This is a genomic window from Actinoplanes sp. NPDC004185 (assembly GCF_053603475.1).
The window spans coordinates 121,526-147,025 of record NZ_JBSGFR010000024.1; the positions used below are offsets into that span (position 1 = coordinate 121,526).

Genomic DNA, 25,500 nt, shown 5'->3' on the forward strand with positions numbered 1-25,500 from the left:
CCACTTTCCTACTGTGAGTGGCACGCCCGGTACGGGCGCTCGAACAGCCAGGAGGCCCGAGCATGAAGCTCCACCCCACCGCCCTTGTAGTGGCCGCCACCGTCATGGCCGGGCTCACCGGCTGCGGTGCGATCGACGGCACGGCCGCCCCGACCACCAGCAGCGTCCCCGCCGGTATGGGCTCCCCGGACGAAGCCGCCCCCGTTTCCTCGGCCAAGAAGAAGACGCCGAAGCACGAGAACGCCCCGAAGCACGAGAACGCCCCGAAGCACGAGAGCGCCCCGAAGCACGAGAGCGCCCCGACGTACGCGCCCAAGCCGCACGGCCCGCGCATCGTCTCGTTCAAGGTGGTCCAGAAGCCCAAGTGCGCGGAGGGTACGGCGGTGTTCCGCGCCGAGGCCGTCCCGCTGATCATCAAGTGGAAGATCACCGGGGCCGACTCGGCCGCGCTGTCGGTGGACGACCCGACCGGTACGCCCGGCACGTACGGCCCCGTCGAGCTGCACGGCACGCAGGAGTTCACCTTCTCCTGCAGCGGCGCGGTCGGCTCGACGGAGACCCACACGTACGCGATCTACACCGTCGGCGGCGGCGCCCAGAAGCACAAGATGCTCAAGGTCTCGGCCAAGGTGCTGGACCAGGGCAAGCAGCCCTAACGGTTCGCGTACGGCTCGAAAGCCCCGCCCAGCGCCTGGCGCAGCACGGACTTCGGCCGGGCACCCACGATGGTGTGCACGACCACGCCGTCGCGGAAGAACAGCAACGTCGGCATGGACAGCACCCGGTAGGTCCGCATCGTGACGGGATTCTCGTCCGCGTTGAGCTGCGCGATGACCACGCCGGGGAAGTCGCCGGCCAGCTCGGCCAGGGTGCGGGCGACCGGCCCGCACGGCGGGCACCACTCGGCCCAGAAATCCACCAGCACCGGCCGCGGGTTGCCGAGCACCAGCTCGGCGAAGGTGTCGTCGGTGACCTCGGTCAGCGAATCCGCAAGCATTGCTTCTCCCGTTCCTCGAGGGCCTGGGCGAGTTGACCGCGCAACCGGTCCCGGACGCCGGCGAGCTGGTCCAGATAGGTCTCGACCTCGGCGAGCTTGCGGCGCAGCACCGCGACGGAATCGGGGCAGACGTGCCCGGCGGCGTTGCCGGCCCGCAGGCAGGCGACGAACGGCCGGATGTCGTCCAGGCCGAACCCGACCGCCAGCAACGCCCGGATCTCGTGCACCACCCGCAGTTCGGCCTCGTCGTACCGGCGGTACCCGTTCGCGTCGCGCTGCGGCTCGACCAGCCCGTGCTGCTCGTAGTAGCGCAGCGTGCGGGTACTCGTCCCGGCCCGTTCGGCCAGCTCCCCGATCAGCATCCGACTCACCTCGTTCGTTGGTCCGCACCGCACGCTAGGCCTTGCCACCGGCGTCAAGGCAAGTGTTTGCGCATCCGGACCAGCGGTACAGAGACGCCGCCCGAGGTCTCCGTCACGTGCTCGACAACGGTGAAGCCGGGACGGGTGTACATCGCCCGTACCCTGGCCGGCTCCCGGGCGGGATCCAGCAGGGCCGGATCCCGCCCGCCGGAGTGGTCGCCGCCGTAGAGGGTGGCCCGCCGGCTCCAGCCGCCGCAGCCGGCGAGCTCCCCGTCGGCCTCCACCACGAAGTACGTCCCGTCGTCGATGAGCTGGGTGTCGAGGCCCATGATCGCGTGGCTGGCGGCGATCTGCGCGGGGTCGAGAAAGCCCCGTTGCAGTTCCTCGATCGCGGCGTCGATCAGGGGCTGGAGCTGCGGCAGATCGGCGTGCGTGGCCACCCGGCCGGTCAAGGTCATGCGGCTCAGTCTGCCCGCGAGGTCACCAGGACGGCATCATCGCGGCCGGGTAGCGGGAGCCGGCCGCCCCGTGCGGCACGATCTCCTGGATCCGGGCCAGGTCGGCCGGGGTGAGCGTCACCTCGGTGGCGGCGACGTTCTCGGCCAGCCGGGCCGGGCTGCGGGTGCCCGGGATCGGCACCACGTCGTCACCCTGGGCCAGCAGCCAGGCCAGCGCGAGCTGGGTGACCCCCACGCCCTTGGCGGTGGCCAGCTCGGTGAGCGCCCGTACGGCGGCCAGGTTCGCCTCGTAGTTGCCCGGCTGCCAGCGGTCGTCCCAGCGCCGCATGTCGTCCTCGGCGTAGCTGTCCGCCGGTCGTACGTCCCCGGTCAGGAAGCCCCGCCCCAGCGGCGAGTACGGCACGAAGCCGATCCCCAGCTCGCGCAGCACCGGCAGCACGTCGGTCTCGACGGCCCGCTCGAACAGCGAATACTCGGTCTGCAGCACCGACACGGGCTGGACGGCGTGGGCCCGGCGGATGACCTCGGGGCCGGCCTCGCTGAGCCCGAACCATCGCACCTTGCCCTCACGGATCAGCTCGCCGACGGTGCCCGCGACGTCCTCGATCGGCACGGCCGGGTCGACCCGGTGCTGGTAGAGCACGTCGATGTGGTCGGTGCCGAGGTGGCGCAGGCTGTTCTCGGTCACCTCGCGGATGTGTGCCGGCCGGCTGTCCAGCGCGATGCCGTAGCGGGCCGGGTCGGTGAGGTCGAAACCGAACTTGGTGGCGATGACGATCTCGTCGCGGAAACCCTGGACGGCCCGGCCCAGGAGGCGCTCACCGTCGCCCTGGCCGTACAGCTCGGCGGTGTCGAAGTGGGTGACGCCGAGCTCGTGCGCGCGGCGGATGGTCGCGATGCTGCTCTCGTCGTCCCCGGCGCCGTACGCGATGGTCATGCCCATGGTGCCCAGGCCGATGGCCGAGCTCGTCAGGCCCTGCCCGCCCAGCCTGCGGATCTCCAGCTTTGTCATGCCTCGACGCTAGGTCGGCCGGGGCCGGCCGGCATGGGCCGGCAACCGCATACTCTTGCCTGATCCGCTCACGGGAAGGACAGCCGATGCTGGACGAGCTCGCCCGCGCTGTCACCGGCCACTGCCCGGAATTCTTCGTGGAGTCCGCGGTGCCCCGGCTGTCGCTGGTGGCGGCCGACGAGGCTCCCGCCGTGGTCGACATGATGTACACGCCGATGCTGTGCTTCGTGGCGAGCGGCGCCAAGCGCGCCACTGCCGGTGACCACAGTGCGCTGGTCGAGGCCGGGCACATGTTCATCAGCTCGCTGGAGTTGCCGGTCACCGCGACCTTCGAACGGCTGCCGTACCGCTCGGTGGTGCTGACGCTCGACGAGCAGGTGCTGGCCGATCTGCTGCTCGAGCTGGGGTCGGCGGCCGCGCTGCCGGAGCCGGATCCGGGCGGCGTGGTCAGCTCGCCGATGAGCCCGGAACTCATCGACGCGGTGACCCGGTGGGTGCGCCTGCTGGACGCCCCGCGCGACATCGGGCCGCTGGCCGGCCGGATCGAGGGCGAGATCCTGTACCGCCTGCTCGGCGGCCCGCTCGGCCCGGTGCTGCGGCAGTTCGCGCTGGCCGACTCGCACGTGACCCAGGTGCGCCGGGCCGCCGGCTGGATCCGCGACAACCACGCGCGCCCCCTGCGGATCGAGGACGTCGCCGCGATGGCCACCATGAGCACGGCGACCCTGCACCGGCATTTCCGGCGCGCGACCGGGATGAGCCCGCTGCAGTACCAGAAGGTCGTCCGCCTCCAGGAGGCCCGCCGCCTGCTGGTCGCCGGCGACACGACCGCGGCGATCGTCGGCGAACGGGTCGGCTACGCCAGCGCGACCCAGTTCAACCGCGAATACCGCCGGGCGTACGGCGTCCCGCCGGCCCAGGACGCCGTCCGCCTGCGTGAGCAACTCCGGCGGACCCCGGTGCGACGTCACGCTCCCGCGGTGACGGCCGTCCAGAACGCGTCGGCGTAGGGCTCCGGCACCGGGGACGTCATCTCGCGCTGGGTCAGCAGCACATTGACGCGGCCACCGGCCAGGTCGGTGTAGGCCGCGGTGCCGAGCCCGCCGGTCCAGCCGTAGCTGCCGGTGGCCGGCCCCGGCACCTCCCGGCCGGTGGCGACGGCCCCGCCGAATCCCCACCCCCACCCGTCCCAGAAGCCGGGCAGCCAGAGCGCCCCGGCCTTCTCGGCCGGGGTCAGCTGATCGGTGGTGAGCTGGGCGACCGACTCCTTCGACAGCACCGCGCCGCCGCCGTCGAGCAGCATCCGGCCGAAGGTCAGGCAGTCGTCGACGGTGGAGACCAGCCCGGTGGCGCCGGAGACCCGCAGCGGCGGCGACCAACGGCCGGCCGGCTCCTCGCGTTCCTCCAGCCGGCCCGGTCCCGCGGGGCGGTACGTCTGGGCGAGCCGGTCGGGCGCCGTCACGCCGTACGACGTGTCGGTCATGCCGAGCGGGGCGAACAGCCGGGTGCGCAGCAGCGTCTCGAGATCCTGGCCCGTCACCCGTTGCAGCAGGACCCCGAGGATCTCGCCGCCGCCGTGGTAACTCCAACCCTCGCCGGGCTGGTGCAGCATCGGCACAGTGCCGAGACGGGCCATCCACTCGTCCCGGGAGAACGGCTCCGGATCCGCGCCGGGCCCCAGCGCCAGCTCGTCGATCCGCTGCTGGACCGGGAACGAGCCGGGCGGGGCCATGACCACGCCGTACCCGTGGGTGTACGTCAGCACGTGCCGGACGGTGATCGGGCGGGCCTGCGGCACGACGTCGTCCAGCGGCGCGTCGAGCGAGCGCAGCACGGGCCGGCCGGCCAGCTCCGGCAGCCAGCGGTCGACCGGCTCGTCCAGCCGCAGCGTGCCGTCCTCGACCAGGGTCAGGGCGACGACCGCGGCCATCGGCTTGACCAGCGAGGCGATCCGGAACAGCGTGTCGCGGGTCATCGGCACGCCGGTGGCCAGGTCGCGTACGCCCAGGCAGACCACTTCGGCGTCGGTGTCCATACCACCGGCGCTGACGGCGACCGCACCGGCCAGCTCGCCGCTGTCCACGTGCGGCCGCAGCGCCGCCTTGATCACTTCTGGGCTCATGCCCTCTGTTTAGCCCTGAACCTCGATGCTGTCGACCCGGTCCGGGTAGAACGCGACGTGGTCCTTGATCTCCTTGACCGCGTCGTGCGGGTGCTCGTAGACCCAGATCGCGTCGGTCGACCGGTCACCGCCGGCGGGGATGGAGTAGTAGCTCGCGTCGCCCTTGTAGGGGCAGTGCGTGCTGGTCTCGGTGCGCTCCAGCAGCGACCGGTCGACGTCCTCGATCGGGATGTACTGCACGGCAGGATAGGTGGACTCCTGCAACGTGAGCGCCCGCGTGGTGTCGGCGACGACCTTGCCGGCCACGGTGACGACGATCCGCGCCGGGTTCGGCGTGACCGTGATGGGATGACTCGGTCCGGGCTGCAACACAGTCTTGGCCATGGCGATGCCTTTCCGTCTTCGTCGAAGCACTCGCCTGGGTTCAAGGCTGACCGGCGCGGAATATTCCTCGGACCGCCGGCCGGACCGGCGAGGAGACCAAGCTCTCCGACCGTCCGGACCGACCGTCGCGTCGATCGGCCGGATGTCCGATCAGGAATCCGCCGGCCACCCGCAGGTCTGCTACGACGAACGCATGACCAGGACCGACGATCGGCGAACCCGCTGGGCGGACCGCGAGAACGACCGACGCGGTCGTGCCTTCGCTGCGGAGCTGGACGCGTGGCGCCTGCACGACGCGGCCCTACGGGCGCTGCGGGCGACTGCCGCAAGATTCACCGGACGGCTGGACGACGGCACCCTGCCGATGGCCTTACGCCGTGATGAACGGATCTATCTAGTCCTCGAGGGCGTCCAGTCCGTCGAGGCGCCTGGATCTCACGGGCTGCCCCCGGTCGTGGTCGAGGACGTGCCCGTGACTCCGGCGGCAGGGCCGGTGCCGGCCGGCGTACGGGTCGGCGCCACCGGCACCGCAGTCGTCACGAGTCGCCGGCTGGTGTTCGTGGGGCCGCAACGCAACCGCGAGTGGTCGTACCAGAGCTTGACGGGGTTGATCCACGACCCGGCCCTGCCGCTGACGCTGCTCGAGGTCAGCAACCGCAAGACCGCCTCCGGCCTTCTGGTCCATGTCTCGATGGCGGCAACCTTCCGCTTCCAGCTGCAACTGGCACTCGCGGATGCGGTCGGGATGCGCGAGGCCCTCGTCCGGAAACTCGATGTGCTCATCGCCGAGTCGGCGCGGCACCGGCCGCCTCCTCCGGCGCTCGCGGAACCCGGCCAGGCGCCGGCCGGTGCGCTCTGGTCGCCGCTCGGCGTGGTGCTGGCCGCGGCAGCCGTGCTCTTCCTTCTTGTCTGCGGAATCGGCGCCCTGCTGCCCGACGCCGCGGTCAAGAACGCGCCGGGTGTCGCCGCCCCGGTCTCGGTTGAGGCGCCCGCCGCGACGAGACCACCGCCTGCGCTGGCGGTCGAGCCAGTTTCCCCGTCCGCGGTGGCCGCCGGCACCAGCCCCAAGCCAGCGCGGTCGACCTCGCCGGCGCCCACGAAGAGCACCGCGCCACCCAAGCCGAAGCCCAAACCAACGCCGAAACCGAAGCCGAAGCCGGTCAAACTGTGCGGTGCTCCGCAGAACTCTGCAGGCTTCACCTTCTGCGGCGGTTCGCTGATCCGGACGCCTGACTTCACTGCGTGTGAGTACTTCGACTGCATTCCCGCTTTCCCGGACGGGAAGGGCTACATGATGCAGTGCGACGACGGCATGCTCAGCATGTCCGGCGGTCGGCCCGGATCCTGCTCCCGCCACGGCGGCAATCGCCGTCCCGTCTATCGCCGCTGACTTCCTAGGGCGCCGGGTGGCTGACGTGGGCGGTGACGATGCGCCAGCCCTGCGGCAGCCGGACCCAGGTCTGCGACTGCCGGCCCAGCACGTCCGAGCCCGGATAGCCGAACAGGGTCGTGACCACTGCCACGTCGGCGCCGTACGCGGTCACGGTCGTGTCCTTCAGCCGGCGGCCCGGCGGCAGGGGTGGTTGGGCCCGCCGCCAGGCGAGTTGTTCTTCGAGGCCGGCCTGCTGGTCCGCGATCCCGAAGCGGACCGCGCCCGGGGCGAAGAAGGCCACCACACGGTCCGCGTCGTCGGCCGTCAGCGCTTCCTCGTAGGCCGTGAACGCCGCGGTGACCTCGGCGACGATGTCCGGGCGGTCGATCTGCATGGCGTCTCCTCATGGTGGGGCGGCCCGGCGCGGACGCCGGGCCGCCGGTCAGACCTTGCTGGGTACGGGTACGCCGCCCTCGGGTGCCTCGGTGAACTCGTTGCCACCCTCGTGCAGCCGTTCGAGGGCGAGTTCCTCCTCGTCCGGCACCCGGGGTGCGGGCCTGGTCAGCGCGAACAGCACGCACACCACGGTCAGCAGCAGGTAGCCGAGGCTGACCTGCCCGTCGGCGTTCCATTGGACCTTCTCCGCGTGGATCAGGCCGACGAAGGTGAGCACCGCGCCGGTGCCGGAGAAGATCGCCGCGTGCCAGAAGCGTTTGTCGATGATGAAGGCGACGATCGCGCCCAGCACCAGGCCGGCCAGGATCGCTCCGGAGCCCAGCGTCTTCAGGCCGTCGTAGACCACCCCGGCGCCGGCCAGGGTGCCGATCCCGACCTCCGTGGCGCTGGTGCCGGCCGCCGACAGGACGTTGTCCATCTGGCCGGTGGCCCAGCTCGCGATGTTCGGGATCAGCGCGGCGACCACGGCGGCGGCGTGCGCCCGCGGGGTCGCCTGGAACGCCTGGGCGCCGATCAGCAGGCCGATGTAGAGCAGGATCGGCACGATGGCCGCGGTCGGGAAGATCGTGCCGAGCAGGCCGAACATGCCGAAGAAGCAGAGCAGGGCGATGACCACGCCGGTCGCCATCGAGTAGCCGGTCCGGCCGCCCGCCGCCTTCCAGCCGGGGTGCCCGACGTACACGGCCGGCGGGAACGGTGAGCCGAGCACCGAGCCGATGACCGCGCCGCCGCCGTCGGCGAGCAGCACGCTGCGCAGGTTGTAGCGGTCCCCGGCGGTGGCGGCGCTCTCCACGTTGGTCATCGCCTCGGTGAAGTTGTAGACGCCCAGCGGGATCGCGGTGGCCAGCAGCGGCGCCATGTCGCGCAGGCCGTCCACCAGCAGGCCGAACTTCAGGTGTGGGAAGGCGAACGCGATGTCCTTGGCGGCGGCGGTCACGTCCGGCACCGACATCGCCCCGCCGATCCAGCCGATCGCGCTGCCGAGCAGCAGCGCGACCAGGCCGATGGGCAGGTTGCCGGGCAGTTTGACGTCGGTGAGCAGGCCGATCAGCAGCAGGCCGAAGACCGGCAGGGCGATCCAGGCGGCCTTCCACATCTGCCCGGCCGGGTTCATCGAGATGAAGGTGATGGAGATGCCGGCCAGGGTGCCGAGCAGCGCGGCCCGGGGTGCGTACTTGCGGATGTACGGGCCGACGAACGCACCGATCAGCACGATGATGCCGATGATGAACGCCCAGGCGATGCCGGCCGTCCACGCCTGGATCGGGTCCTTGGTCTTCAGGTAGATCGGCAGCATGATCACGAAGATGACGATGAACATGTGCGGCACGCTGGGGCCGTACGGCATCGCGGTGACGTCGCTGCGGTTCTCCTTCACGGCCAGCCGGCGGGCCAGGTACGTGTAGTACATGTTGCCCAGCACCAGGGCGATGCCGAGGGCCGGCAGGATGACGCCGAACACGTCGCCCGGGTCCATGCCGATCACGCCGATGCACAGGCCGGTCAGGGTGAGCACGTTGACCAGGACGTTGACGCCGAAGCCGAAGAACGCGTTGGTGTCACCGCGTACCCAGTAGGGGAGTTTCATGGCTGCTCCTCAAGACTGACGGATGTCGAATCCGCGACCCAGCCGAAGATGCCGCCCTGGGCGGCGATCATCTGCAGGCCGACGCGCTGGAACTCGGGGAAGTAGGAGCCGACGCAGTCGGCCAGCACGAGGCACTCGTAGCCGCGGTCGTTGGCCTCGCGGACCGTCGTGTGCACGCACACCTCGGTCGTCACGCCCGTGACCAGCAGGCTGCGGATGCCGCCCTTGTCGAGCAGGTCGTGCAGCTCGGTGGCGTAGAAGGCGCCCTTGCCGGGCTTGTCGACGACGGCCTCGCCCGGGGCGGGCTGCAGCTCGTCGATGATGTCGTGGCCGTATTCGCCGCGGATGAGGATGCGGCCCTTGGGCCCCGGCTGGCCGATCCTGCCGCGGGCGAGCTTGGCCGGTGGGCAGTCGGACAGGTCGGGCAGGTGGCCCTCGCGGGTGTGGATGACCGGCAGGCCGGCCGCCCGCCAGGTGCTCAGGAACGCGGCCAGCGGGGCGATCGTGCGGCGCAGCTGCGAGACGTCGTTGCCGAGGCTCTCGCCGAAGCCGCCCGGCTCCAGGAAGTCCCGTTGCATGTCGATGACCAGCAGCGCCGTGCTCTCCGGGGCGAAGGTGAACGGGCCGGGCAGTGCTTCGACGGTCGGCATGCGTCAGCCCTCCGTGGCGGCGATGACGTCGTCGGAGGTGGCGACGCAGCCGAAGACACCGCCCTGCATGGTGACCATGTGCAGCGCCGCCGCATGGTTGCCCGGGTCCGTGGCCCCGGTGCAGTCGGACAGGATCAGGCACTCGTAGCCGCGGTCGTTGGCCTCCCGCATGGTCGTGTGGACGCAGACATCGGTGGTGATCCCGGTCAGGATCAAGTGCGTGATGCCATGGGTACGCAGCACCAGGTCCAGATTGGTGGCATAGAAAGCACCCTTGCCGGGCTTGTCGACGATCACCTCACCGGCCACGGGGGCGACCTCGGGCACGATCTCCCAGCCCGGCTCACCCTTGATCAGGATCCGCCCGCAGGGCCCCTGCCCGCCGATCTCCGCGCCGATCTGCGCCGACCGCCACCGCTTGTTGGCCGGCAGGTCGGACAGGTCCGGGTCGTGACCCTCGCGGGTGTGCACGACGAGCATGCCCAGATCCCGTACGTGGGCCAGCAGGCGCGCGGTGGCGGGCAGCCCGGCCCGGGTCAGCGCGATGTCGTAGCCCATCGCCTCGACGTAGCCGCCGGGGCCGCAGAAGTCGGTCTGCCAGTCGATGCAGATCAGCGCCGTGCGCTCGACCGGCACCGAGCCGTCGTAGGGCCAGAGGTAGGGGGCGGCCTTGACCGGGCCGATGATCGCCGTCATGTGTCCTGCCTTTCCGATGCGGTGCGGTGGGCCCGCCAGCCGCCGCCGGCGGTGATGTCCTGGGCTGCGCCGACCGCGTAGGCCTCGCACAGGAAGCCGGTCGCCTCGGTGCCGTCGGCCAGCGCGATGCGGCCGAGCGACAAGGGGGCGGGGATACCGGCGAGCAGGCTGCCGACGGTCGCGGCCGGCAGCTGCCAGAGTTCGATGTCGATCGCGCCGCCGGTGTCGTCGCGGACCAGCCCGGGCACGCCGGACGGCAGGCGGTAGAGGCGGTAGCAGGGCGCGGTACGGGCGGCGCCGACCAGCGTCGCCCGCCGGTCGGTCAGCTCGTGGTTGCGGGGTTCCCCGCTCAGGTGCAGTCCGACAACGGCGATCGTCATCAGGTCGTCCGCCCGGGTGATCGTCTCGGCGAGCAGTGCCAGCGTCTCGTCGCTGAACGCCGGGCCGAACAGCGTCAGGCTCGCGGGCCGGCCGTCGGCGGTGAACCCGTTCGGGACCGTGACGGCGGCCAGGTCGAGCAGGTTCGCGAACTGGGTGTAGCGGCCCAGGTCGAGGTTCCGGCCGATGGGGTCGGCGGCGATCTCGGCGTGCGTGTACGTCGTGCCGACGGTCGGCAGCACCAGCACGTCGACGGTGTCCCAGAGCCGTTCCGTCCAGGCCTGCAGCTCGCGCAGCCGGTGCACGCCCCGCCACGCGTCGGCCGCGGTGAAGCGCCGTCCGCTCTCCAGCACCTGGCGGGTCACCGGCAGCACCGCGTCCGGGTGCGCGTCCAGGAAGTCGCCGAGGTCGGCCAGCCGCTCGGCCACCCACGGCCCGCGGTAGAGCAGGTCGCCGGCCTCCAGCAGCGGTGCTATGCCGATCTCGCGGACGTCGGTGAACCGGCCCAGCCCGGCCGCGAACGCCTTCTCCTGCCCGGCGTCGCCGAAGAAGTCCAGCGAGCTCGCCGTGGCGACGCGCAGGTCGGCCGGGTCGCGCAACGGCCGGCTTCCGGTACGCCCCCACGGGTCCCCGGCGGACAGCCCGCGCGCGACCCGCAGCACCGCGACCGCGCGGCTGACGTCGGGCGCGAAGATCGAGACGCAGTCCAGCGACCGGCAGGCCGGCACCACCCCGAGCGTGCTGAGCAGGCCCCGGGTCGGCTTGATGCCGACGATGCCGTTGAGCGCGGCGGGCACCCGGCCGGAGCCGGCGGTGTCGGTGCCGAGCGCGAAGTCGACCAGCCCGGCGGCGACGGCGACGGCCGACCCGGAGCTGGAGCCGCCGGAGATCAGGCCGCCGCCGAAGACGCTCTCCGGCGTGCCGTACGGCGACCGGGCGCCGGTCAGGCCGGTGGCGAACTGGTCCAAGTTGGTCTTTCCGACCAGCAGCGCCCCGGCGTCGAGCAGCCGTTGCACCACGGGCGCGGTTTCCCGGGGCCGGTAGGCGAATTCCGGGCAGGCCGCGGTGGTCTCCAGCCCGGCGACGTCGATGTTGTCCTTGACCGCGAAGGTCAGTCCGGACAGGGGCAGGCCGGCGGGAACGGTCGCGGCCCGGGCCCGCAGGTCGGCCTCGTCGACCGCGCTGATCCAGACCCCGTCGTCGCTGCGTTCCCGGATGCGCCGGAAGACATCGTTCATTCTGTCGATTGTCGACCGTTTCGTTTCGGCCAACTCCACCTCGTGTAACGGGCGGATTTCCTTGCGTGATCTAGGGCAGATACGTGCGGGCGCCGTGCCCGTTCAGTGCCGCGATGATGCTTTCGGGGTCACCCTGCCCGACCGCGGCGAGGAGGCGCTCGTGGCGGTGCACGCCGTCCGAGGGCTCCGCCACCTCCGCCTCGCGGCGCAGGTTGACCGCCATGTAGAGCTGGAGGCGGACCAGCACCGACTCGTACAGGGTGCAGAGCTGGCGGTTGCCGCCCAGCGCGACCACCTCGACGTGGAAACGGCGGTGCGCGTCGGCGATGGCCAGCCGGTCGCCCGCGTCCGTCGCCTTGCTCATGACCTCCAGCGCGGCGTGCAGCCCGGACAGGTCGGCGCCGGGCCGGATCGAGGCCACGGCGTGCCGCTCGAGCACGTCACGCACCTCGTAGAGCTCGCGGACGTCGTCGTCGGAGAGGGTGGCCACCCGGACGCCGCGGCGCGGGATGTGCTCCACGAGACCCTGCTGGGCCAGCAGCCGCAACGCCTCCCGCAGGGGCGCCCGGCTGATGCCCAGCCGGCGGGTGAGCTGCTCCTCGACGAGGCGCTCGCCGGGATCGGTGCGGCCGCTGAGGATCTCGCGGCTGAGCCGGTCGAGGGCGAGGTCGACGAGGCTGTGACTCTCCAGCTCACCGTTGCCCACAGCACGAGTGTGCCAGTACCGGCACGCCCGGTGACACCGGGCGTGCCGGCTGCGCCGTACGGCTCAGAAGTCGCCGGCGGTGTTGCACTTGGCCCGCTGGACCACGCAGTTCTTCACCCGGTGGCCGAGAGCGTCGTTGTCCCAGGCGAGGAACGCGTCGCCGTGCATCGAGGAGGCCATCTTCGAGGCCAGCTCGAAACCGTCGGCCGAGCCGCTGGTCGGGTACGCGATCAGGAACGAGATGGACGGGATGGCCACCGGGAAGTTCCCGCTGCACCGGCCGTCATAGGTGTACGCCACGTGCGCCTTGTGGGTCGGGCTGTCCAGGTGCACGCCGTCCCAGCAGTCCGGGAACACCAGCTGGAACATCAGCGTCGCCCCGGGCGCGCAGAGCGGCCAGTTGCCGTCCGCGCTGCGGCCGATCTCGCCGCCGGCACCCGCGCAGTAGAACTGGTTGACCGAGCCCGCCGGGGTGGGAGCCTGCAGCCGGGCGTCACCGGCGATCATCCGGAAGCCCTGCGGGAACGGCACCGTGGCGGCCGGGTCGATCAGCCGGGAGCCGTAGTAGACCACCACATCCTTGGGTTCGATCGCGCGGCCGCGCTCGTACAGGGTGGGGATCCAGTACGCCGAGAGGTCCTCGGCCGGCTTGCAGCTGGTGCCCGCGTTGCGCAGCAGGGTGGCGGTCGTGGTGTTCGCGTCGGTGCTGCGGTTGCCGATGAAGCTGTGCATGTGCGAGGCACCGGCCATCCCCGGGAAGACGATCGGGTCGTCCGGCTTCGAGTGGCTGTACAGGCAGGACGCGTTGAACTCGGGGACCCGTACGGAGTTGGCCGGCACCGGGCGTGGCGCCATGGCCTTGAACGCGGCCAGCTGAGCCGTCCAGGCCGCCTGGTCCATGGTCACCCAGCCGGCATCGCTCTGCGCGCCGTCGCCGAACGAGAACCAGTTGACGTTGACGAAGTCGCCGCCCGCGGTGTTGCGCATGACGGCGTACACGGTCTGCGGGCCGGTCGGATGGGTCGGCGCCGTGGTGGTCAGGGTCGTCCAGTTCTGCCAGCCGCCGGTCGCGGTGATCGCGAAGCGGGCGAGCAGCGCTCCGGTGGCCGAGCCGGTGTGCAGCTCGACGCTGCCCGAGCCGGTGGCCGAGGAGACCCGGGCCGCGATGCTCAGCGTGCCCGCCGGGCCGAGGTCCACCCCGTCGTAGCGCATCCAGTCACCGTCGGCCAGGTAGGACGCGTTCTGGCCGCCGCCGCTGTCGGCGGTGGCCTCGAGCTGCACGCCGGACTGGGCGGCAAAGGCCTCGGCCTGCACGATCGTGGTGGCCGCGGCGGCGGTGCCCACTGCTGTCACGGCGAGGGTTCCGGTGAGCAGGGCGGTCAGGGTGGCGCCCAGCAGGGCGCGACGCTTCCTTGATCGATCCATGGGCCATCCTTCGGGTCGGCGCCGCCGCTGCCCGAGGGGGATCGGCAGATCGACGGCGGTCGTTCGGGTGTCCGAAGTATCCCGTCGGGAAGCGCTTCCCGATAGTTTCCGCAGCCAGTGTGGGCACAATGTGCGGAAAGTTGACCTAGCGCCGGGAAGCGTTTACTTGACCCGGACCGAGAGGCCGTTCACTTGACCCGGACCCGGACCCGGACCGAGGCTCAGGGCAGCAGATCGTCCAGGACCGGCGGCTTGGTGAAGATGCCGTCCGCCCGGCCCAGCGTGGCCAGCCGCTCCAGCGAGGACCGGTTGATGTCGTTGGGCCAGCTCGGCAGGATCATCGCGGTCCGGACCACATCGTTGATCTTCGTGTACGTGCCGACCGTCGCCCGGATCTCCTCAGGGTGACCCGCGGCGTACTGCAGCGACTCGTTGACCGCCGCGGCGAAGTTCTTCACCAGCTCCGGGTCCTTGTCGATGACCGCGGTGCCGGTGAAGTACATGGCCACGGTCAGGTCCGGGGCAGTGTCGACGTAGTTCGACGCGACGACCTGACCGCCCTGGGTCAGCACCTCGGAAAGCTGCGGCTCGACCACCCAGGCCGCGTCGACCTGCTGGTTCTGCAACGCGGCGGGCATCTCCGAGAACGGCATCGCCTGGAACTGGATGGTGGCCGGATCGCCCTTGTCCTGGCGTACCGACTGCCGGACGGTGGTGTCGCCCAGGTTCTTCAGAGTGTTGACCGCGACCCGCTTGCCGGCGAGGTCCTTCGCCGAGCGGATCGGGCTGCCGCCGGCCACGACGACCGCCGAGAAGTCCCGCCCCGGACGCCCGGTCGAGGCGACCCCGTTGGCCACCGCCTTGAGCGGGGCGCCGTCGGTCTTCGCCGCCATCAGCGAGGTCACGTTGCTGAAGCCGAACTGGTACTTGCCCGCCAGCACACCCTTGACGATCGGGGCGCCACCCTGCTCCGGCACCAGCGTCAGATCGATGCCCCGGCCGCTGAAGAAGCCCTTCTGCTTACCCAGGTAGATCGGCGCGACGTCGACGATGGGGATGACACCGACACTGACCTTGGTGCCGACACCGGCCTTGTCCGACTTCTCGTCGTCCGAGCTGCAGGCCGCCGCGGCGAACAGGGTCGCTGTGAGAGCGACAGCGGCGAGGATCCGGCGCATGGTGAGTCTCCTGGAGGTATGCGGGCGCGGGTGGGCCCGGGAGACCGTACCTCGCAGGTCGGGCCCGCGGGGCGGCCGGAACGGTCAAAGGTCGGCACCGACCCGGCCGATGGCCGGCTCCGGCGAACCGCCGGTCAGCAGAACCGGGGCAGATGATGGGCCAGTTGGGCGCGCCACGACGGCCAGTCATGCGGTACGTCGGGACCCCAGAGGTCGAGCTCGTGCCGCAGACCCCGGGCGCCGAGCAACTGCGCCATCCGCTGAGTGGAACCGAGGGCGCCGGTGGTGTCCTCCCACTGGCCCTGCCCACACACCAGCAGCGCTGACACCCGCGACCGCAGCCAGTCGAGGTGCTCGCCGTGCAGATTGGCGACGTAGTCGACCGGACTGTTGAAATAGACGGCGTCGCCGCGATCGCCCCAGCTGCGCCAGGCGGCCGGCTCGTAATTGCCGGAGAAACAGAGGGCGAGCGGGAAAAGATCGGCCCGCTTCAGGGCGAAATTCAAGGCATGGAACGCGCCCATCGAACACCCGGCCGTGGCGATCTCGACGGCATCCCCGGAATCGGCCCGCACATGCGGGACCACGGCATCAACCACCCACGACTCGTACGAGGCGTGCCGGCGCGCCCGCTCCTCGAGGGGCAGGTAGTCGGCCGACCAGGTGGCGGCGTCGAAGGAATCAACGCAGTAGAGCTTGACCCGGCCGGCCTCGACGAGATCACCGACCGCGGCGACCATCCCGTTGTCCGCGAACTCGTACGCCTGACCCAGCTCGGTGGGAAAAACCAGCACGGGCCGCCCGAAATGCCCATAGACGGCGACAGTGCCGGAGGCGCTGCTCGTCGGGGAGTCGAGTTTCACGGAGTAGTGGCGCACCCCGCCGATGTTCCCTGTTGGGCGCGTGGTCACACCCGCGGGTACCCCGCCCGTGTCGGCTGTCACGTAGGCATCCGGCCGGGGTGTCGGTAGGGTGGTCTTAAAGCGCTTTAAGAAGCTTCCCTCCAGTCAGATGAGGAACGTGCCATGCAGCTTGCTGCCAAGATCCGCGCTGAATTGTCCCGGCGACGGGCGGAGCGGTCGGCCCGTCGGCGGCTCAGTGCTGAGCTTGCCGCTTTCACCAGTGCGGCTGATCGGGTTGAGTTGGAGCAGGTGCTTGACCGGCACAGCAGTGAGGAGGCGCGCGAGGTGCGGGGGATCCTGCTCCGGCAAGATGCCGTGCGCCTCTGACCGCCTGTCGGTGCCGCCCGCCTTCGGTCCGAAGCATCCTGCTGCCGGGGTGGGATCGCATCGCTAGGCTGTCGCCGTGACCGGCCCTGACGACGGCGATCCAGGCGTTGGCGCGTCCGCGGCTGATCTGCTGGTCGGCACTCCCGAGCGCGAATCCGCGCAGGCGGCGCTCGAGGAGCACCTGATCGCCAAGCGGCTCGATCCAGCCGACTACGAGCAGCGGGTGGAGGCGTCGAAGCCCCACCGCCGATCTTCCTCGCCGGCTGCCTGATGCTTGCTCTGGGTCTGCCCGTCGCGGTGGTGCTGGGCTTCGCATATGGGATCTGGTGGGTACTCGTCGTCCCCGTTGTGGTGACTGTGGCTATGGCCTACATCGAGCACCTACGCACTGCGGGCTGAAGTCGTGCCATGCGGCCGGCCTTCTCGGCCCGCCTTCCCGGCCTGCCATCGCGGCCCGCCTCCCGTGCCGGCACTCCGGGCCGCGGGCGGTGAGCTGATCAGGCCCTGCCGAGCCGCCCCATCCGCTGACGCCGCACCAAGTTCGATCGTGACCGGCCCAGCCACCCCCTCCACCGCCCGCCGCGGCGCCCGGCTCCGGATGATGATCAGCAGAGAGAGCCCGGCCAGCCCGAGATTTCCGACCACCGCCACCGCGAACACCGCCCACGCCGCGGTGGTGAACTCGATGTCCCCGATGCCCGCGGCGAACACGATCGGCGTCAGGTACAGGATCGCGTCCAGGATGAACAGTCCGCACAGCAGCCGTACCGGCCACCGGAAGCGAGCCGGGTCGCTCTGCAACGCCAGCCCTCCGAGGATCGCGGCCACCACCGCCGCGACCGTCACCACCGCCTGCGCGAAGAGCGCCTCGCGGCGGGCCATGTATTCGCCCGCCACCGTGTCCACGATGCCCAGTACCGGCCCGAGAGTGAAAGCGCTGAGCACCCAGGTCGCCCCGCGCAGCAGCACCCCGAACACCGCCCCGGTGTAGAGCATGGCTGCTGTGCCGGGCTCGGTGCCGTCGTGCTGCCCCGCGTTCATGCCGGGCAAGCTAGCATCCGCCTCCCAGCCTGAGCTCAGATGCGCCGGCGCGGGTCGGTCGTGTGCAGTGTGTCCGTCGTCGGTGCTCCCGCCGGCTCGTAGGTGTGGATCGCCAGGCCGCTCGGTGTTGTCTCGTGGTGGGTCAGGCGCAGGCCGGCCGGCGTACCGCCCTCGGGGAACAGGCGGCGGCCCGTGCCGACCACGACCGGGGCGATGATCAGCCGGAACTCGTCGATCAGGCCGGCCGCCAGCAGGGACTGCGCGAGCCGCGAGCTGCCGTGGATCTGGAGCTCGCGGCCCGGCTGCTGCTTCAGCTCGGCGACCTGGGCCGCGACGTCACCCGACAGCACGGTGGTCGGTGCCCAGTCGCCGGTACGCAGCGTCCGCGAGGCGACGTACTTCGGTCTGCTGTTGAGCTGGCGGGCGACCTCGTCGTCCGGGTCGGTGGCTTTGGGCCAGTCCCGGGCGAAGGCCTCGTACGTCCGCCGGCCCAGCAGGAAGCCGTCCGCCTCGCGGATCCACCCGGTGACCATGCGCAGGAACGTCTCGTCCAGGTGCGGCACGAACCAGCCGCCGCTGGTGAAGCCGTCGGTGGTGTCCTCGTCCGGCCCGCCCGGACCCTGGCTCACGCCGTCCAGGGACAGGAACTGCATCAGGATCAGTCTCATGGGGTAACGTACTACCACATGGTTGTAGATGAGGTCGAGCCGCAGGCGCTGGACGCCGTGTTCCATGCGCTCGCCGACAGCACCCGGCGGGACATCGTGGTGCGCACGTTGCGTGACGAGTATTCGGTCTCGGCGCTGTCCCGGCTCTATCCCATGACGTTCGCCGCCGTGCAGAAGCATGTCGCCGTGCTGGAACGGGCCGCCCTGGTCACCAAGCGCCGCAGCGGCCGCGAGCAGCTCGTCACCGGCAACGTCGACACCGTGCGCCGCGCCGCCCGGCTGCTCGACCAGCTCGAGCTGGTCTGGCGGGACCGGATGGACCGTTTCGGCGACGTCCTCGCCGAGGACCCGAACCCCGGAGATCCCGTATGACCGTCACCAGCGTCCACAAGGATCCGCGGACCCGCACGATGACCCTCACCGCCGAGTTCACGGCCAGCGCCGCGAGGGTCTGGCAGCTCTGGGCGGACCCGCGCCGGCTGGAACGGTGGTGGGGCCCGCCGACGCACCCCGCCACCGTGGTCGAGCACGATCTGCGGCCGGGCGGCAAGGTCAGCTACTTCGTCACGGGCCCCGACGGCGAACGGCGGACGGGTTGGTGGCGGGTGCTGACCGTGACCGCGCCGGACGGCCTGGAGTTCGAGATGGGTGACCCGGACATCCCGCCGCTGCTCGTCCGGGTCCGCATCGAGGAGCAGCCCGCCGGCCGCACCCGGATGGTGATCGTCACGACGTTCCCGTCCGCCGACGCGATGGACCAGCTCATCGGCATGGGCTTCGAGCAGGGCCTGTCCGCCGCGGTCGGCCAGATCGACGCCGTCCTGACCTGAGCCGGAGGACGGTCAGGAGTCCGGGTGGCCGCGGCGGGCGCGCAGCCACGGTCCCAGGCCCTGGTCGTCCTCGGTCGCGATGAAGGCGCTGCGGGCGTTGAGCAGCGCCTCGTCCGTGTGGCTCAGGCACCCCCAGACCGTCTCGCCCCACGCATCGGCCAGCTTGACCTCGGCGGGCTGCTCGCACGAGCTGCCGTCGGCCAGGCCGATCTGGCAGGCCGCCGGCGCACCGCCGCGCCGGCCGATCGCCTCGGCGGCCTGCCGGATCAGGGTGCTGCGGGCGGCTTCGTCGGTGTTCCGGGCCCGGTCCGCCGGCGTCCCGGTGCGCTGGGCGAAGACCACCACGTTGCCGTCCGGGTCCTTGGTGCGGGCTTCGCCGCCGGGTGCGTGGCTGGGGTGGCCGATCAGCTCGACCGGGTGCCCGGCGGCCTCGAATCTCGCCTGTACGGTGGCCAGGTCGTCCACGTAGAGATAGATGAGCAGCGGCAGCTCGGCCTGGATCACCGACGGCTGCACGCAGGCCAGCAGCAGCGTGTGGCTGCCGCTCTGCAGGTACGACCAGAGCCCGCCGTTCTCCTCGCCGCTCTGGGTCTCGGTGTAGCCGAACATCGCATAGAAAGCCTGAGCCTGCTCGACGTTGCGCACGTAGCAGACCGGTACCGCCGCTGACACCACACCGTTCATACCGGGCAAGATACCGAGCCCACCACGTCGCGGTCGGACCGACGGGTCGGAAATCGGCCGAGGACCTCGACGCGGTCGTCAAGCGCGGGCAGAGCAGACGGATCCGCTGCACCGCCCGGCTCGATCCCGCCGCCCGCGGTGGCGATCGGGTCGCGGCCGTTGGGTATAACCAGGGCCATGGACGTTGAGGAACTCGCGCGGCTGGTGGGTGAGGTGCCCGGCACCCGGGTCTCGGTCGAGGCCGATGTGCTGGTCGTGCGGGTGCCCGCGATCGGGGACGGGGCCCGCGTGGCGGCGGCGGATGTGCTGAGCCACGACGTGACCACCGGGCCCACCGGCCAGCCCGTCGTCGTCCTCGGGGTACGCCGCGGGCACGAGGAGCTGCCGCTGATCGTCACCGTGGACGACCTCGTGTTCATGCCGGCGTACGCGGCCGACATGGTCGAGGATCCGCTGATGGCGGTCCCGGCGACGCCCGACCTGGTGGCGTACTCGGAGATGCACCGGGACGTGCGCGCGCTGGGCCGTGCGATCGACGATCCCGACCTGGAGCTGGAGCCGGAGGTCCTGGGGGCCACCCTGCTGGTGCACCGCTGCTTCCTGGCCGGAGCGGTCCGGGTGGGGCTGTGGCCGGTGCGGGTCGCTGCCTGGTGGGAGTACATGTGGGCCCGGGTCGGCCGGGACCTGCCGATCGGGCGGTTCCGCCCGGACCCGCAGTGGGACAGCCTGATGGCGGCCGTGACCGAGGCCCGCCGGCACGCCGCCACGGCCAAGGCGACGGAGGCCCGCGCAGTCCCGTGAGCGGCCCGGGAGGCGGCCTCAGGGCAGAGGGCTCTGGGTCGCCGGCTCGATGAGCTCCCAGCGGGGGTACTTGGGGTCGCGGTTGTCGCCCGACGACTGCCCGCGCAGCCGGCGCTGGATCCAGGGCAGCACGTGCTCGCGGTAGTACCGGGCGTTCTCCACCATCCGGCGCCGCGTCCCGGCCGCGCTGTCCGCCGGCTCGGGTGGTTCCGCGTACCCGAGCGCGTGCAGGACCAGGCCGGCGACCCGGCGGTGACCGGCGCTGTTGAGGTGCAGCCGGTCGGCCGACCAGTACCGGTGGTCGCGGATCTCCTCGTCGCCGAAGGCGTCGACGAAGGTGATGTCGTGCCGGGCGCAGAGCTCCCGGGTGGCCGCGGTCAGATATTCGCCACGGCGGCGGATGGTCCGGCCGAAGGGCAGCTGCGCGGTCGGGTCCGCGCCGCTGAGCACCACCGGGCATACCCCGGCGTCGATGCACCGCCGGACCGCCTGCTCGATCATCGCCACCAGGCCGGCCAGGTCGACACCCGCGCGCATCATGTCGTTGCCGCCGCCGTTGAAGGTCAGCAGGTCGGCGGGCGGCCGCAGGGCCAGGGCGGCGTCGAGCTGGGTGGTGACGATAGGCTGCAGCAGCCGGCCGCGGATGGCCAGGTTGGCGTACTCCAGGGTCTCGCCCCGGGCGGCCAGCCCCGCGCTCAGCCCGGCGGCGACAAGATCCGTCCAGCCCCGGACCGTGCCGTCCGGCAGTTCGTCGCCCATGCCCTCGCTGAAGCTGTCCCCGATCGCGACGTACCGCATGGCACCGCCCTTCCTGTCGACTCCGGAGAAGGCTAATGGCATGAAGGCGCGCGGACGGGGAACGGCTGTCAGGGTGATGGCTGAACAGGGCGACGCAGAGAGGGCCGTGCGGGTCGGCGGCTCCTACGACTTCACCGCGCCGGCGGAGGTGGTCTTCGGGGTGCTCACCGATCCTGACCGGGTCTCCCGCTGGCTGCCGCGCGGTATGAACACCGAATCGGCGAGCCGGGACGAGGTGCGGGTCCGGGTCGGCGAGCAGGTCCACCCGTACGGTGTGAAGATCGTCACCGACCACCTCGAGCTGCAGTGGCACTCGCTGGACAGCTCCGGCCTGCACGGCACCGCCCAGGTCGACGACGCACCGGCGGGCGGCAGTGTGGTGCGGGCCGAAGTGGTCGTCCCCGCCGGGCTCGCCGACGACCAGCAGGTCCGCGATCTGCTCGCCGAGACGATGGTCCACCTCCAGCGCGACGTCAGCGACAACTTCAACGCCGGCTGACCGGGCTCTGTCCCAGGTGCGGGTCGGCGGGGCCGGGCACTACGACTTTCGTCGCAGAGACCGGCCGGGCGAACCCCGCTCAGTGGCGATGTGGCGGGGCCACCCGGCCGGGATAGTCGTCTCATCGCGGCGCGCGGCGCCGCCGAGGCGAGGAGCGGGCGATGGCGAACAACACTTACGCGCGGCGGGAGACCGGCGCGCGGGTGGCGATCATGATTCTCAGCGACCCGGCGGTGCTCCGGATCGCCGTGCTGGCGGCCGGCGTCTCGGCCTTGCTGCTGGCCCTCGCCGCCGCCCTCTGAGCAGGCTCACCGGGTCCGGAAGACCCCCGACGTCGTGGTGCGGACGTTCGGGAAGACCGAGCGGGTGTTGGCCAGGCCGCAGCGCTTGTGCAGCACCTCGCCGATGACCGCGCGGTAGTCGGTGGTGACGGCGAGGTCGCCGTCGACCAGGTAGCGGTCCGCGAGGCCGGGCCACCGCCCGTGCACCTTGCCGCCCACGACGCCGCCGCCGAGCAGCATCATCGCGTTGCCGTAGCCGTGGTCGACCCCGTTGGAGCCGTTCTGGCGGACCCGCCGCCCGAACTCGCTGACCGTCACCACGGTGACCCGCTTCATGCCGGTGGTCCCGAGGTCGGTGGCGAAGGCCGCCAGGGCCGCCGCGAGCTGGGCCAGCTTGTCGTGCATCCGCTTGCCGGGTACGGCCGCACCGAGGTTCTCGTGCAGGTCCCAGTCACCGGAGTCCACGCAGGCCGCCATCAGACCCGCCTTGCCCTTGATCAGCCGGGCCACGTCCTTCAACGCCCGGCCCAGCGTGTCGTCGGGGTAGACCGCGCCGTTGGCCGGCTGGTACGCCTGGGCCGCCAGCGCCTTGGTGGTCGCCAGCGAACTCATCACCTGTCCGGCCGGCAGACCCAGCAGGGCCGGGGCCCCGGCGTAGAGGCTCTTCAGGGTGGCCGCCATCGGCTGGCCCGCCTGGTCGCCGTACATCGAGAAGTCGTTGATGGACTTCATGCCCAGCGCGGGGACCGGCCCGGCCAGCGTCCGGGACGGCATCATGCTGCCCACCGAGACGCCGTGGAACGGGCTGGTCGCGCCCAGTCCGCCCAGCATCCGGTCCAGCCAGCCGGTGCGCACCGAGGTGCCCGGCGCGGCCCGCTCCAGCTCCTCCATCGCGGAGAAGTGCGAGCGGTTCGGTTCGGGCTGGCCGACGGCGTGGACCGCACCGAAGGTGCCGGCCTTCCAGAACGGCAGCAGCGGCTTGAGCGCCGGGTGCAGGCCGAACCGGGTGTCGCCGCCGATCAGCTTGGCCTTCGGCACGGCGATGTCCGGCCGGGCCGCGTAGTAGGCCGGGTCGCCGGCCGGCACGATCGCCGACAGGCCGTCGAAGCCGCCCCGCAGCGACAGCAGCACCAGGGTGTCCCCGGTGTACCTGCCGGCCGCGAAGGCCAGCTGGGTGGAGATCTGGTCGCCGGCCAGTCCGGCGAACGCCCCGGCGGCTCCGGCCGCCAGCGCTTTGCCGAGCACGCCGCGGCGGGTCATGGTGGTGCGCTGGTCGTCCGCGCAGCCACAGATCGGTCCGGTCATCGTCGTCACCTCACCGCGAAGTAGGGAGAGTTCAGCATCAGGGCCACCAGCTGCGGGAAGCGCCAGCCGGCAGCGGAATCGGCCGGCTTGAGAGGCGAGGCCGGGATCTTGGCGAAGTAGCCCGCCAGGGCCGTCGTGTCGGCGGCCGGCAGCGTACGGCCGAACAGCCGCCGGGCCAGCGCGTCGATCAGCTCGCCGTAGGTCGCGGGCAGCGCACCGACGAGGTCCGTGGTCAGGTCGGCCGGCCGCTGGAACTCCTTGGGCCGGTAGCCCGCGACGATGTGCAGGTGCGCGTTCCACCGGGCCAGCATGCCGCCGGGGGAGGTCCACGCCGCGGCCACGTCGGGGTAGCCGTTCGGGGGTGCCCAGGACATCGGGGCCTGGCCCAGTGAGCCGATCAGCCAGTAGAGCGACTCGATGCCCGCGGTGCCGGTGGCGTCCGGGCCGTAGCCGACCGCGCGCACCGTCGCGACGATGTCCTCGTACGGGGTCCGCACCTTCGCCCCCACCGACGCCTTGAACTCCGCGGAGGTGAACAGGGCCCGCAGCACCGGGACGATCGCGGACTTGTGGTCGAGGTAGACCTGCACGAGCCTGTCCACCAGCTTGGCCGGCGGGTTGTCGGCGACGAAGCGTACGCAGAGCTTGGTGGCGATCTGCTCGGCGGTGGCCGGGTGCAGGGCCAGGTAGTCGAGCAGGGCCAGGGCGGCCGCCTCGCCGCCGGCCGCGGTGGTGTTGGCGTGCCGGAAGTCGATCACCCGGACCGGGCCGGTGGCGTGCGCGTTGGCGCTGTACTTGTAGGTGCCGGTGTCCCAGTCGACCGTCAGTCCGGTCAGCAGCCGGGCCGCGTTCTTGACGTCGGACTCGGTGTAGCCCAGCCCGACCGTGTGCAGTTCCAGCAGCTCGCGGCCGTAGTTCTCGTTCGGCGCGGCCTTGGTGGAGAAGCGGTTGTCGAGGTAGGTGAGCATTGCCGGGTGCCGCGCGGACGCCTTGAGCATGTCGGCGAAGCGGCCCAGCGCATGCGGCCGGATCACGGCCCGGTCGTAGTCGTGCCGGTTGTCCCAGACGTCGGCGGACGGGTTGGTGACGTTGAGGTGGTTGGACCAGAAGTCGACCATCATCTCGAAGAGCTGCCGCTCGCTCCAGATGGCCCGGCTGGTGGCCGCGAAACCGAGCTGCAGCATCGTGTCCCAGCCGTACCGCATGGCACCTGTGCCGACCCGGGTCCGCAGTTCGCCGATAGAGAGCTGGATGAAGGGGAAACGGGTCAGCAGCGCGTCGCAAGCCGGGTCGGCGATGCCCGCCGGGTCGAGCTGGCGGTCGAGCCAGGCCGCCGCGCCGAGCCGGCGGATCTCGGCGACGGAGGCCGCGGTGGGTCCGTAGGTGGCCCGGCGCAGCAGGTGTAGCTCGGCGTCCGCCGCGACGTAGGAGGTGGTGGTGCGGGTGGCCGCGGCGGCCTCAGCCGCTGCCGGTACGGCTGCGGTGAGGCCGACGGCGGCGGCACCGGCCGCGGCGCCGGTCACGACGCGGCGGCGGCTGATCGAGGTCTTTGCCCGGGATGCCGTCACGCAGGTTGGTTCGGTCAGACCTCTCGGTCCCTTCGCCAACCCGCTCGATGGCTACCGAGCTGCAACGGACCTGGTCGCCGGGCGGGGGATCGCCCACCGGCCGGCCGGGCTGTCGTGGTCGAGCGCGGGCCAGTTCCGGGCTGTCCGGCTCGCCGGGGCCGCGTGCGCGGCGCGTCCGCCCAGCCCGCGGTACTGCCAGCCGGCCGCGGCCCAGGCCGCCGCGTCGAGGCAGTTCCGGCCGTCGATCACCAGCCGGTTGGCGGCGAGCCGGCCCAGCCTTACCGGGTCGGCCGTGCGGAACTGCGGCCACTCGGTGAGGACGCAGACCAGCTCCGCGTCCCGGACGGCGTCGTCCAGGCTGTCCTCGAAGATCAGCTCCGGCTGGACGAGGGCGGCGTTGGCCAGGCCCGCCGGGTCGTGGACGTGGACCTCCGCGCCCGCCCGGGCCAGGGCGGCCGCGATCGCGAGCGCGGGCGAATCCCGGACGTCGTCGGAGTGGGGTTTGAACGTCGCCCCGAGCACCGCGACGCGGGCTCCCCCGAAGTGCGGTCCGGCCGGGCCCGGCGGGCAGCCGAGCAGGTCCGCCGCCAGCCGCAGCACCTTGCCGCGGCGGCGCTGGTTGATCAGGTCGACCTCGTGCAGGAAGCGCAGGGCCTCGCCGGCGCCGAGCTCACTTGCGCGGGCCTGGAACGCGCGGATGTCCTTGGGCAGGCAGCCGCCGCCGAAGCCGACGCCGGCCTGCAGGAAGCGGTTGCCGATGCGCGGGTCGTAGCC

At 71.6% G+C, this 25,500-nt stretch carries 31 protein-coding genes and 1 pseudogene; 10 read left to right on the forward strand and 22 right to left on the reverse strand.

All coding sequences use genetic code 11. From position 1 onward, the window contains the following. Nucleotides 1-62: 62 nt before the first annotated feature. Nucleotides 63-656, forward strand: coding sequence for a hypothetical protein (locus tag ACWEOZ_RS24605; protein ID WP_451913022.1), 594 nt, complete (start codon nt 63-65; stop codon nt 654-656). On the opposite strand, the gene ACWEOZ_RS24610 is transcribed toward ACWEOZ_RS24605, so the two are convergent. The 4 genes from ACWEOZ_RS24610 to ACWEOZ_RS24625 are packed head-to-tail and all read right to left on the reverse strand — an operon-like array spanning nt 653 to nt 2,829. Continuing rightward, entirely contained in the window at nt 653-997 is a 345-nt protein-coding gene (locus ACWEOZ_RS24610) for a thioredoxin family protein (protein ID WP_360821440.1), read from the reverse strand. The two genes, ACWEOZ_RS24605 and ACWEOZ_RS24610, sit on opposite strands and share 4 nt — an antisense overlap. Continuing rightward, nucleotides 979-1,359, reverse strand: a complete 381-nt coding sequence (locus tag ACWEOZ_RS24615; protein ID WP_451913023.1) for a MerR family transcriptional regulator — start codon at nt 1,357-1,359, stop codon at nt 979-981. Before ACWEOZ_RS24615 ends, ACWEOZ_RS24610 begins: the two co-directional genes overlap by 19 nt. Nucleotides 1,360-1,412: 53 nt before the next feature. After that, on the reverse strand, nt 1,413-1,817 hold the full coding sequence (locus tag ACWEOZ_RS24620) for a GNAT family N-acetyltransferase (RefSeq protein ID WP_451913024.1): 405 nt from the start codon (nt 1,815-1,817) through the stop codon (nt 1,413-1,415). 22 nt (nt 1,818-1,839) lie between these two features. After that, nucleotides 1,840-2,829 (reverse strand): aldo/keto reductase, encoded by a 990-nt coding sequence (locus ACWEOZ_RS24625; RefSeq protein ID WP_451913025.1) that lies wholly within the window; start codon nt 2,827-2,829, stop codon nt 1,840-1,842. 86 nt (nt 2,830-2,915) lie between these two features. On the opposite strand from ACWEOZ_RS24625, the gene ACWEOZ_RS24630 reads away from it, so the two are divergent. Further along, nucleotides 2,916-3,839, forward strand: coding sequence for an AraC family transcriptional regulator (locus ACWEOZ_RS24630; RefSeq protein WP_451913026.1), 924 nt, complete (start codon nt 2,916-2,918; stop codon nt 3,837-3,839). On the opposite strand, the gene ACWEOZ_RS24635 is transcribed toward ACWEOZ_RS24630, so the two are convergent. Continuing rightward, entirely contained in the window at nt 3,797-4,951 is a 1,155-nt protein-coding gene (locus tag ACWEOZ_RS24635) for a serine hydrolase domain-containing protein (RefSeq protein ID WP_451913027.1), read from the reverse strand. The genes ACWEOZ_RS24630 and ACWEOZ_RS24635 overlap by 43 nt on opposite strands. 9 nt (nt 4,952-4,960) lie before the next feature. After that, on the reverse strand, nt 4,961-5,335 hold the full coding sequence (locus tag ACWEOZ_RS24640) for a DUF427 domain-containing protein (protein ID WP_451913028.1): 375 nt from the start codon (nt 5,333-5,335) through the stop codon (nt 4,961-4,963). On the opposite strand from ACWEOZ_RS24640, the gene ACWEOZ_RS24645 reads away from it, so the two are divergent. Next, nucleotides 5,334-6,725, forward strand: coding sequence for a hypothetical protein (locus ACWEOZ_RS24645; RefSeq protein ID WP_451913029.1), 1,392 nt, complete (start codon nt 5,334-5,336; stop codon nt 6,723-6,725). The genes ACWEOZ_RS24640 and ACWEOZ_RS24645 overlap by 2 nt on opposite strands. A 4-nt stretch (nt 6,726-6,729) precedes the next feature. On the opposite strand, the gene ACWEOZ_RS24650 is transcribed toward ACWEOZ_RS24645, so the two are convergent. The 9 genes from ACWEOZ_RS24650 to ACWEOZ_RS24690 form a co-directional block, all read right to left on the reverse strand. Further along, nucleotides 6,730-7,101: an AtzH-like domain-containing protein gene (locus ACWEOZ_RS24650; protein WP_451913030.1), complete on the reverse strand. Its 372-nt coding sequence runs from the start codon at nt 7,099-7,101 to the stop codon at nt 6,730-6,732. A gap of 48 nt (nt 7,102-7,149) precedes the next feature. After that, complete coding sequence (locus ACWEOZ_RS24655) at nt 7,150-8,751, reverse strand: regulator (protein WP_451913031.1); 1,602 nt, start codon at nt 8,749-8,751, stop codon at nt 7,150-7,152. Next, nucleotides 8,748-9,401 carry a cysteine hydrolase family protein gene (locus ACWEOZ_RS24660; protein ID WP_451913032.1) on the reverse strand — a complete coding sequence of 218 codons (654 nt, stop codon included), beginning with the start codon at nt 9,399-9,401 and terminating at the stop codon, nt 8,748-8,750. Before ACWEOZ_RS24660 ends, ACWEOZ_RS24655 begins: the two co-directional genes overlap by 4 nt. Before the next feature lie 3 nt (nt 9,402-9,404). After that, nucleotides 9,405-10,097 (reverse strand): biuret amidohydrolase, encoded by a 693-nt coding sequence (gene biuH / locus ACWEOZ_RS24665; RefSeq protein ID WP_451913033.1) that lies wholly within the window; start codon nt 10,095-10,097, stop codon nt 9,405-9,407. Beyond that, the gene (locus ACWEOZ_RS24670; protein WP_451913034.1) at nt 10,094-11,752 is read right to left on the reverse strand and encodes an allophanate hydrolase; all 1,659 of its coding nucleotides are present in this window, start codon (nt 11,750-11,752) and stop codon (nt 10,094-10,096) included. Before ACWEOZ_RS24670 ends, biuH begins: the two co-directional genes overlap by 4 nt. A 31-nt stretch (nt 11,753-11,783) precedes the next feature. Beyond that, nucleotides 11,784-12,419: a GntR family transcriptional regulator gene (locus ACWEOZ_RS24675; protein ID WP_451913035.1), complete on the reverse strand. Its 636-nt coding sequence runs from the start codon at nt 12,417-12,419 to the stop codon at nt 11,784-11,786. A gap of 63 nt (nt 12,420-12,482) precedes the next feature. Next, on the reverse strand, nt 12,483-13,844 hold the full coding sequence (locus ACWEOZ_RS24680; protein WP_451913036.1) for a DUF1996 domain-containing protein: 1,362 nt from the start codon (nt 13,842-13,844) through the stop codon (nt 12,483-12,485). Between the two features lie 221 nt (nt 13,845-14,065). After that, nucleotides 14,066-15,022 (reverse strand): ABC transporter substrate-binding protein, encoded by a 957-nt coding sequence (locus ACWEOZ_RS24685; protein WP_451913037.1) that lies wholly within the window; start codon nt 15,020-15,022, stop codon nt 14,066-14,068. Nucleotides 15,023-15,156: 134 nt separating this feature from the next. Continuing rightward, nucleotides 15,157-15,900, reverse strand: a complete 744-nt coding sequence (locus ACWEOZ_RS24690; RefSeq protein WP_451913038.1) for an esterase family protein — start codon at nt 15,898-15,900, stop codon at nt 15,157-15,159. A gap of 147 nt (nt 15,901-16,047) precedes the next feature. Between ACWEOZ_RS24690 and ACWEOZ_RS24695 the strand changes: the two genes are divergently transcribed. Together ACWEOZ_RS24695 and ACWEOZ_RS24700 are read left to right on the forward strand one after the other, a co-directional pair. Continuing rightward, the gene (locus ACWEOZ_RS24695; protein ID WP_451913039.1) at nt 16,048-16,251 is read left to right on the forward strand and encodes a hypothetical protein; all 204 of its coding nucleotides are present in this window, start codon (nt 16,048-16,050) and stop codon (nt 16,249-16,251) included. Between the two features lie 76 nt (nt 16,252-16,327). Next, entirely contained in the window at nt 16,328-16,522 is a 195-nt protein-coding gene (locus ACWEOZ_RS24700) for a hypothetical protein (RefSeq protein WP_451913040.1), read from the forward strand. 110 nt (nt 16,523-16,632) lie between these two features. Here the strand turns inward: ACWEOZ_RS24700 and ACWEOZ_RS24705 are convergent, their stop codons facing one another. Together ACWEOZ_RS24705 and ACWEOZ_RS24710 are read right to left on the reverse strand one after the other, a co-directional pair. Next, the gene (locus tag ACWEOZ_RS24705; protein WP_451913041.1) at nt 16,633-17,292 is read right to left on the reverse strand and encodes a hypothetical protein; all 660 of its coding nucleotides are present in this window, start codon (nt 17,290-17,292) and stop codon (nt 16,633-16,635) included. A 35-nt stretch (nt 17,293-17,327) separates the two neighbouring features. Further along, nucleotides 17,328-17,960 (reverse strand): dihydrofolate reductase family protein, encoded by a 633-nt coding sequence (locus ACWEOZ_RS24710; RefSeq protein ID WP_451913042.1) that lies wholly within the window; start codon nt 17,958-17,960, stop codon nt 17,328-17,330. 18 nt (nt 17,961-17,978) lie between these two features. Between ACWEOZ_RS24710 and ACWEOZ_RS24715 the strand changes: the two genes are divergently transcribed. Beyond that, nucleotides 17,979-18,332 (forward strand): ArsR/SmtB family transcription factor, encoded by a 354-nt coding sequence (locus tag ACWEOZ_RS24715; protein WP_451913043.1) that lies wholly within the window; start codon nt 17,979-17,981, stop codon nt 18,330-18,332. After that, entirely contained in the window at nt 18,329-18,790 is a 462-nt protein-coding gene (locus tag ACWEOZ_RS24720; protein ID WP_451913044.1) for an SRPBCC family protein, read from the forward strand. Before ACWEOZ_RS24715 ends, ACWEOZ_RS24720 begins: the two co-directional genes overlap by 4 nt. Before the next feature lie 12 nt (nt 18,791-18,802). On the opposite strand, the gene ACWEOZ_RS24725 is transcribed toward ACWEOZ_RS24720, so the two are convergent. Next, nucleotides 18,803-19,474, reverse strand: a complete 672-nt coding sequence (locus ACWEOZ_RS24725; protein WP_451913045.1) for a VOC family protein — start codon at nt 19,472-19,474, stop codon at nt 18,803-18,805. Nucleotides 19,475-19,651: 177 nt separating this feature from the next. Here ACWEOZ_RS24725 and ACWEOZ_RS24730 point away from each other — a divergent pair, with 177 nt between their 5' ends. Beyond that, nucleotides 19,652-20,275, forward strand: coding sequence for a hypothetical protein (locus ACWEOZ_RS24730; RefSeq protein ID WP_451913046.1), 624 nt, complete (start codon nt 19,652-19,654; stop codon nt 20,273-20,275). Nucleotides 20,276-20,293: 18 nt separating this feature from the next. Here the strand turns inward: ACWEOZ_RS24730 and ACWEOZ_RS24735 are convergent, their stop codons facing one another. Beyond that, nucleotides 20,294-21,073, reverse strand: coding sequence for an SGNH/GDSL hydrolase family protein (locus tag ACWEOZ_RS24735; RefSeq protein WP_451913047.1), 780 nt, complete (start codon nt 21,071-21,073; stop codon nt 20,294-20,296). Nucleotides 21,074-21,179: 106 nt separating this feature from the next. On the opposite strand from ACWEOZ_RS24735, the gene ACWEOZ_RS24740 reads away from it, so the two are divergent. Together ACWEOZ_RS24740 and ACWEOZ_RS24745 are read left to right on the forward strand one after the other, a co-directional pair. Beyond that, nucleotides 21,180-21,572, forward strand: a complete 393-nt coding sequence (locus ACWEOZ_RS24740) for a hypothetical protein (protein WP_451913048.1) — start codon at nt 21,180-21,182, stop codon at nt 21,570-21,572. Between the two features lie 161 nt (nt 21,573-21,733). Further along, nucleotides 21,734-21,874, forward strand: coding sequence for a hypothetical protein (locus ACWEOZ_RS24745; RefSeq protein ID WP_451913049.1), 141 nt, complete (start codon nt 21,734-21,736; stop codon nt 21,872-21,874). A gap of 6 nt (nt 21,875-21,880) precedes the next feature. Here the strand turns inward: ACWEOZ_RS24745 and ACWEOZ_RS24750 are convergent, their stop codons facing one another. From ACWEOZ_RS24750 to ACWEOZ_RS24760, 3 genes and pseudogenes are all read right to left on the reverse strand, one after another. Next, nucleotides 21,881-23,158: a DUF1501 domain-containing protein gene (locus ACWEOZ_RS24750; protein WP_451913050.1), complete on the reverse strand. Its 1,278-nt coding sequence runs from the start codon at nt 23,156-23,158 to the stop codon at nt 21,881-21,883. A 5-nt stretch (nt 23,159-23,163) separates the two neighbouring features. Then, on the reverse strand, nt 23,164-24,726 hold the full coding sequence (locus tag ACWEOZ_RS24755; protein WP_451913051.1) for a DUF1800 domain-containing protein: 1,563 nt from the start codon (nt 24,724-24,726) through the stop codon (nt 23,164-23,166). A 177-nt stretch (nt 24,727-24,903) separates the two neighbouring features. Next, nucleotides 24,904-25,500, reverse strand: a pseudogene (locus ACWEOZ_RS24760) (UDP binding domain-containing protein); the annotation flags it as partial.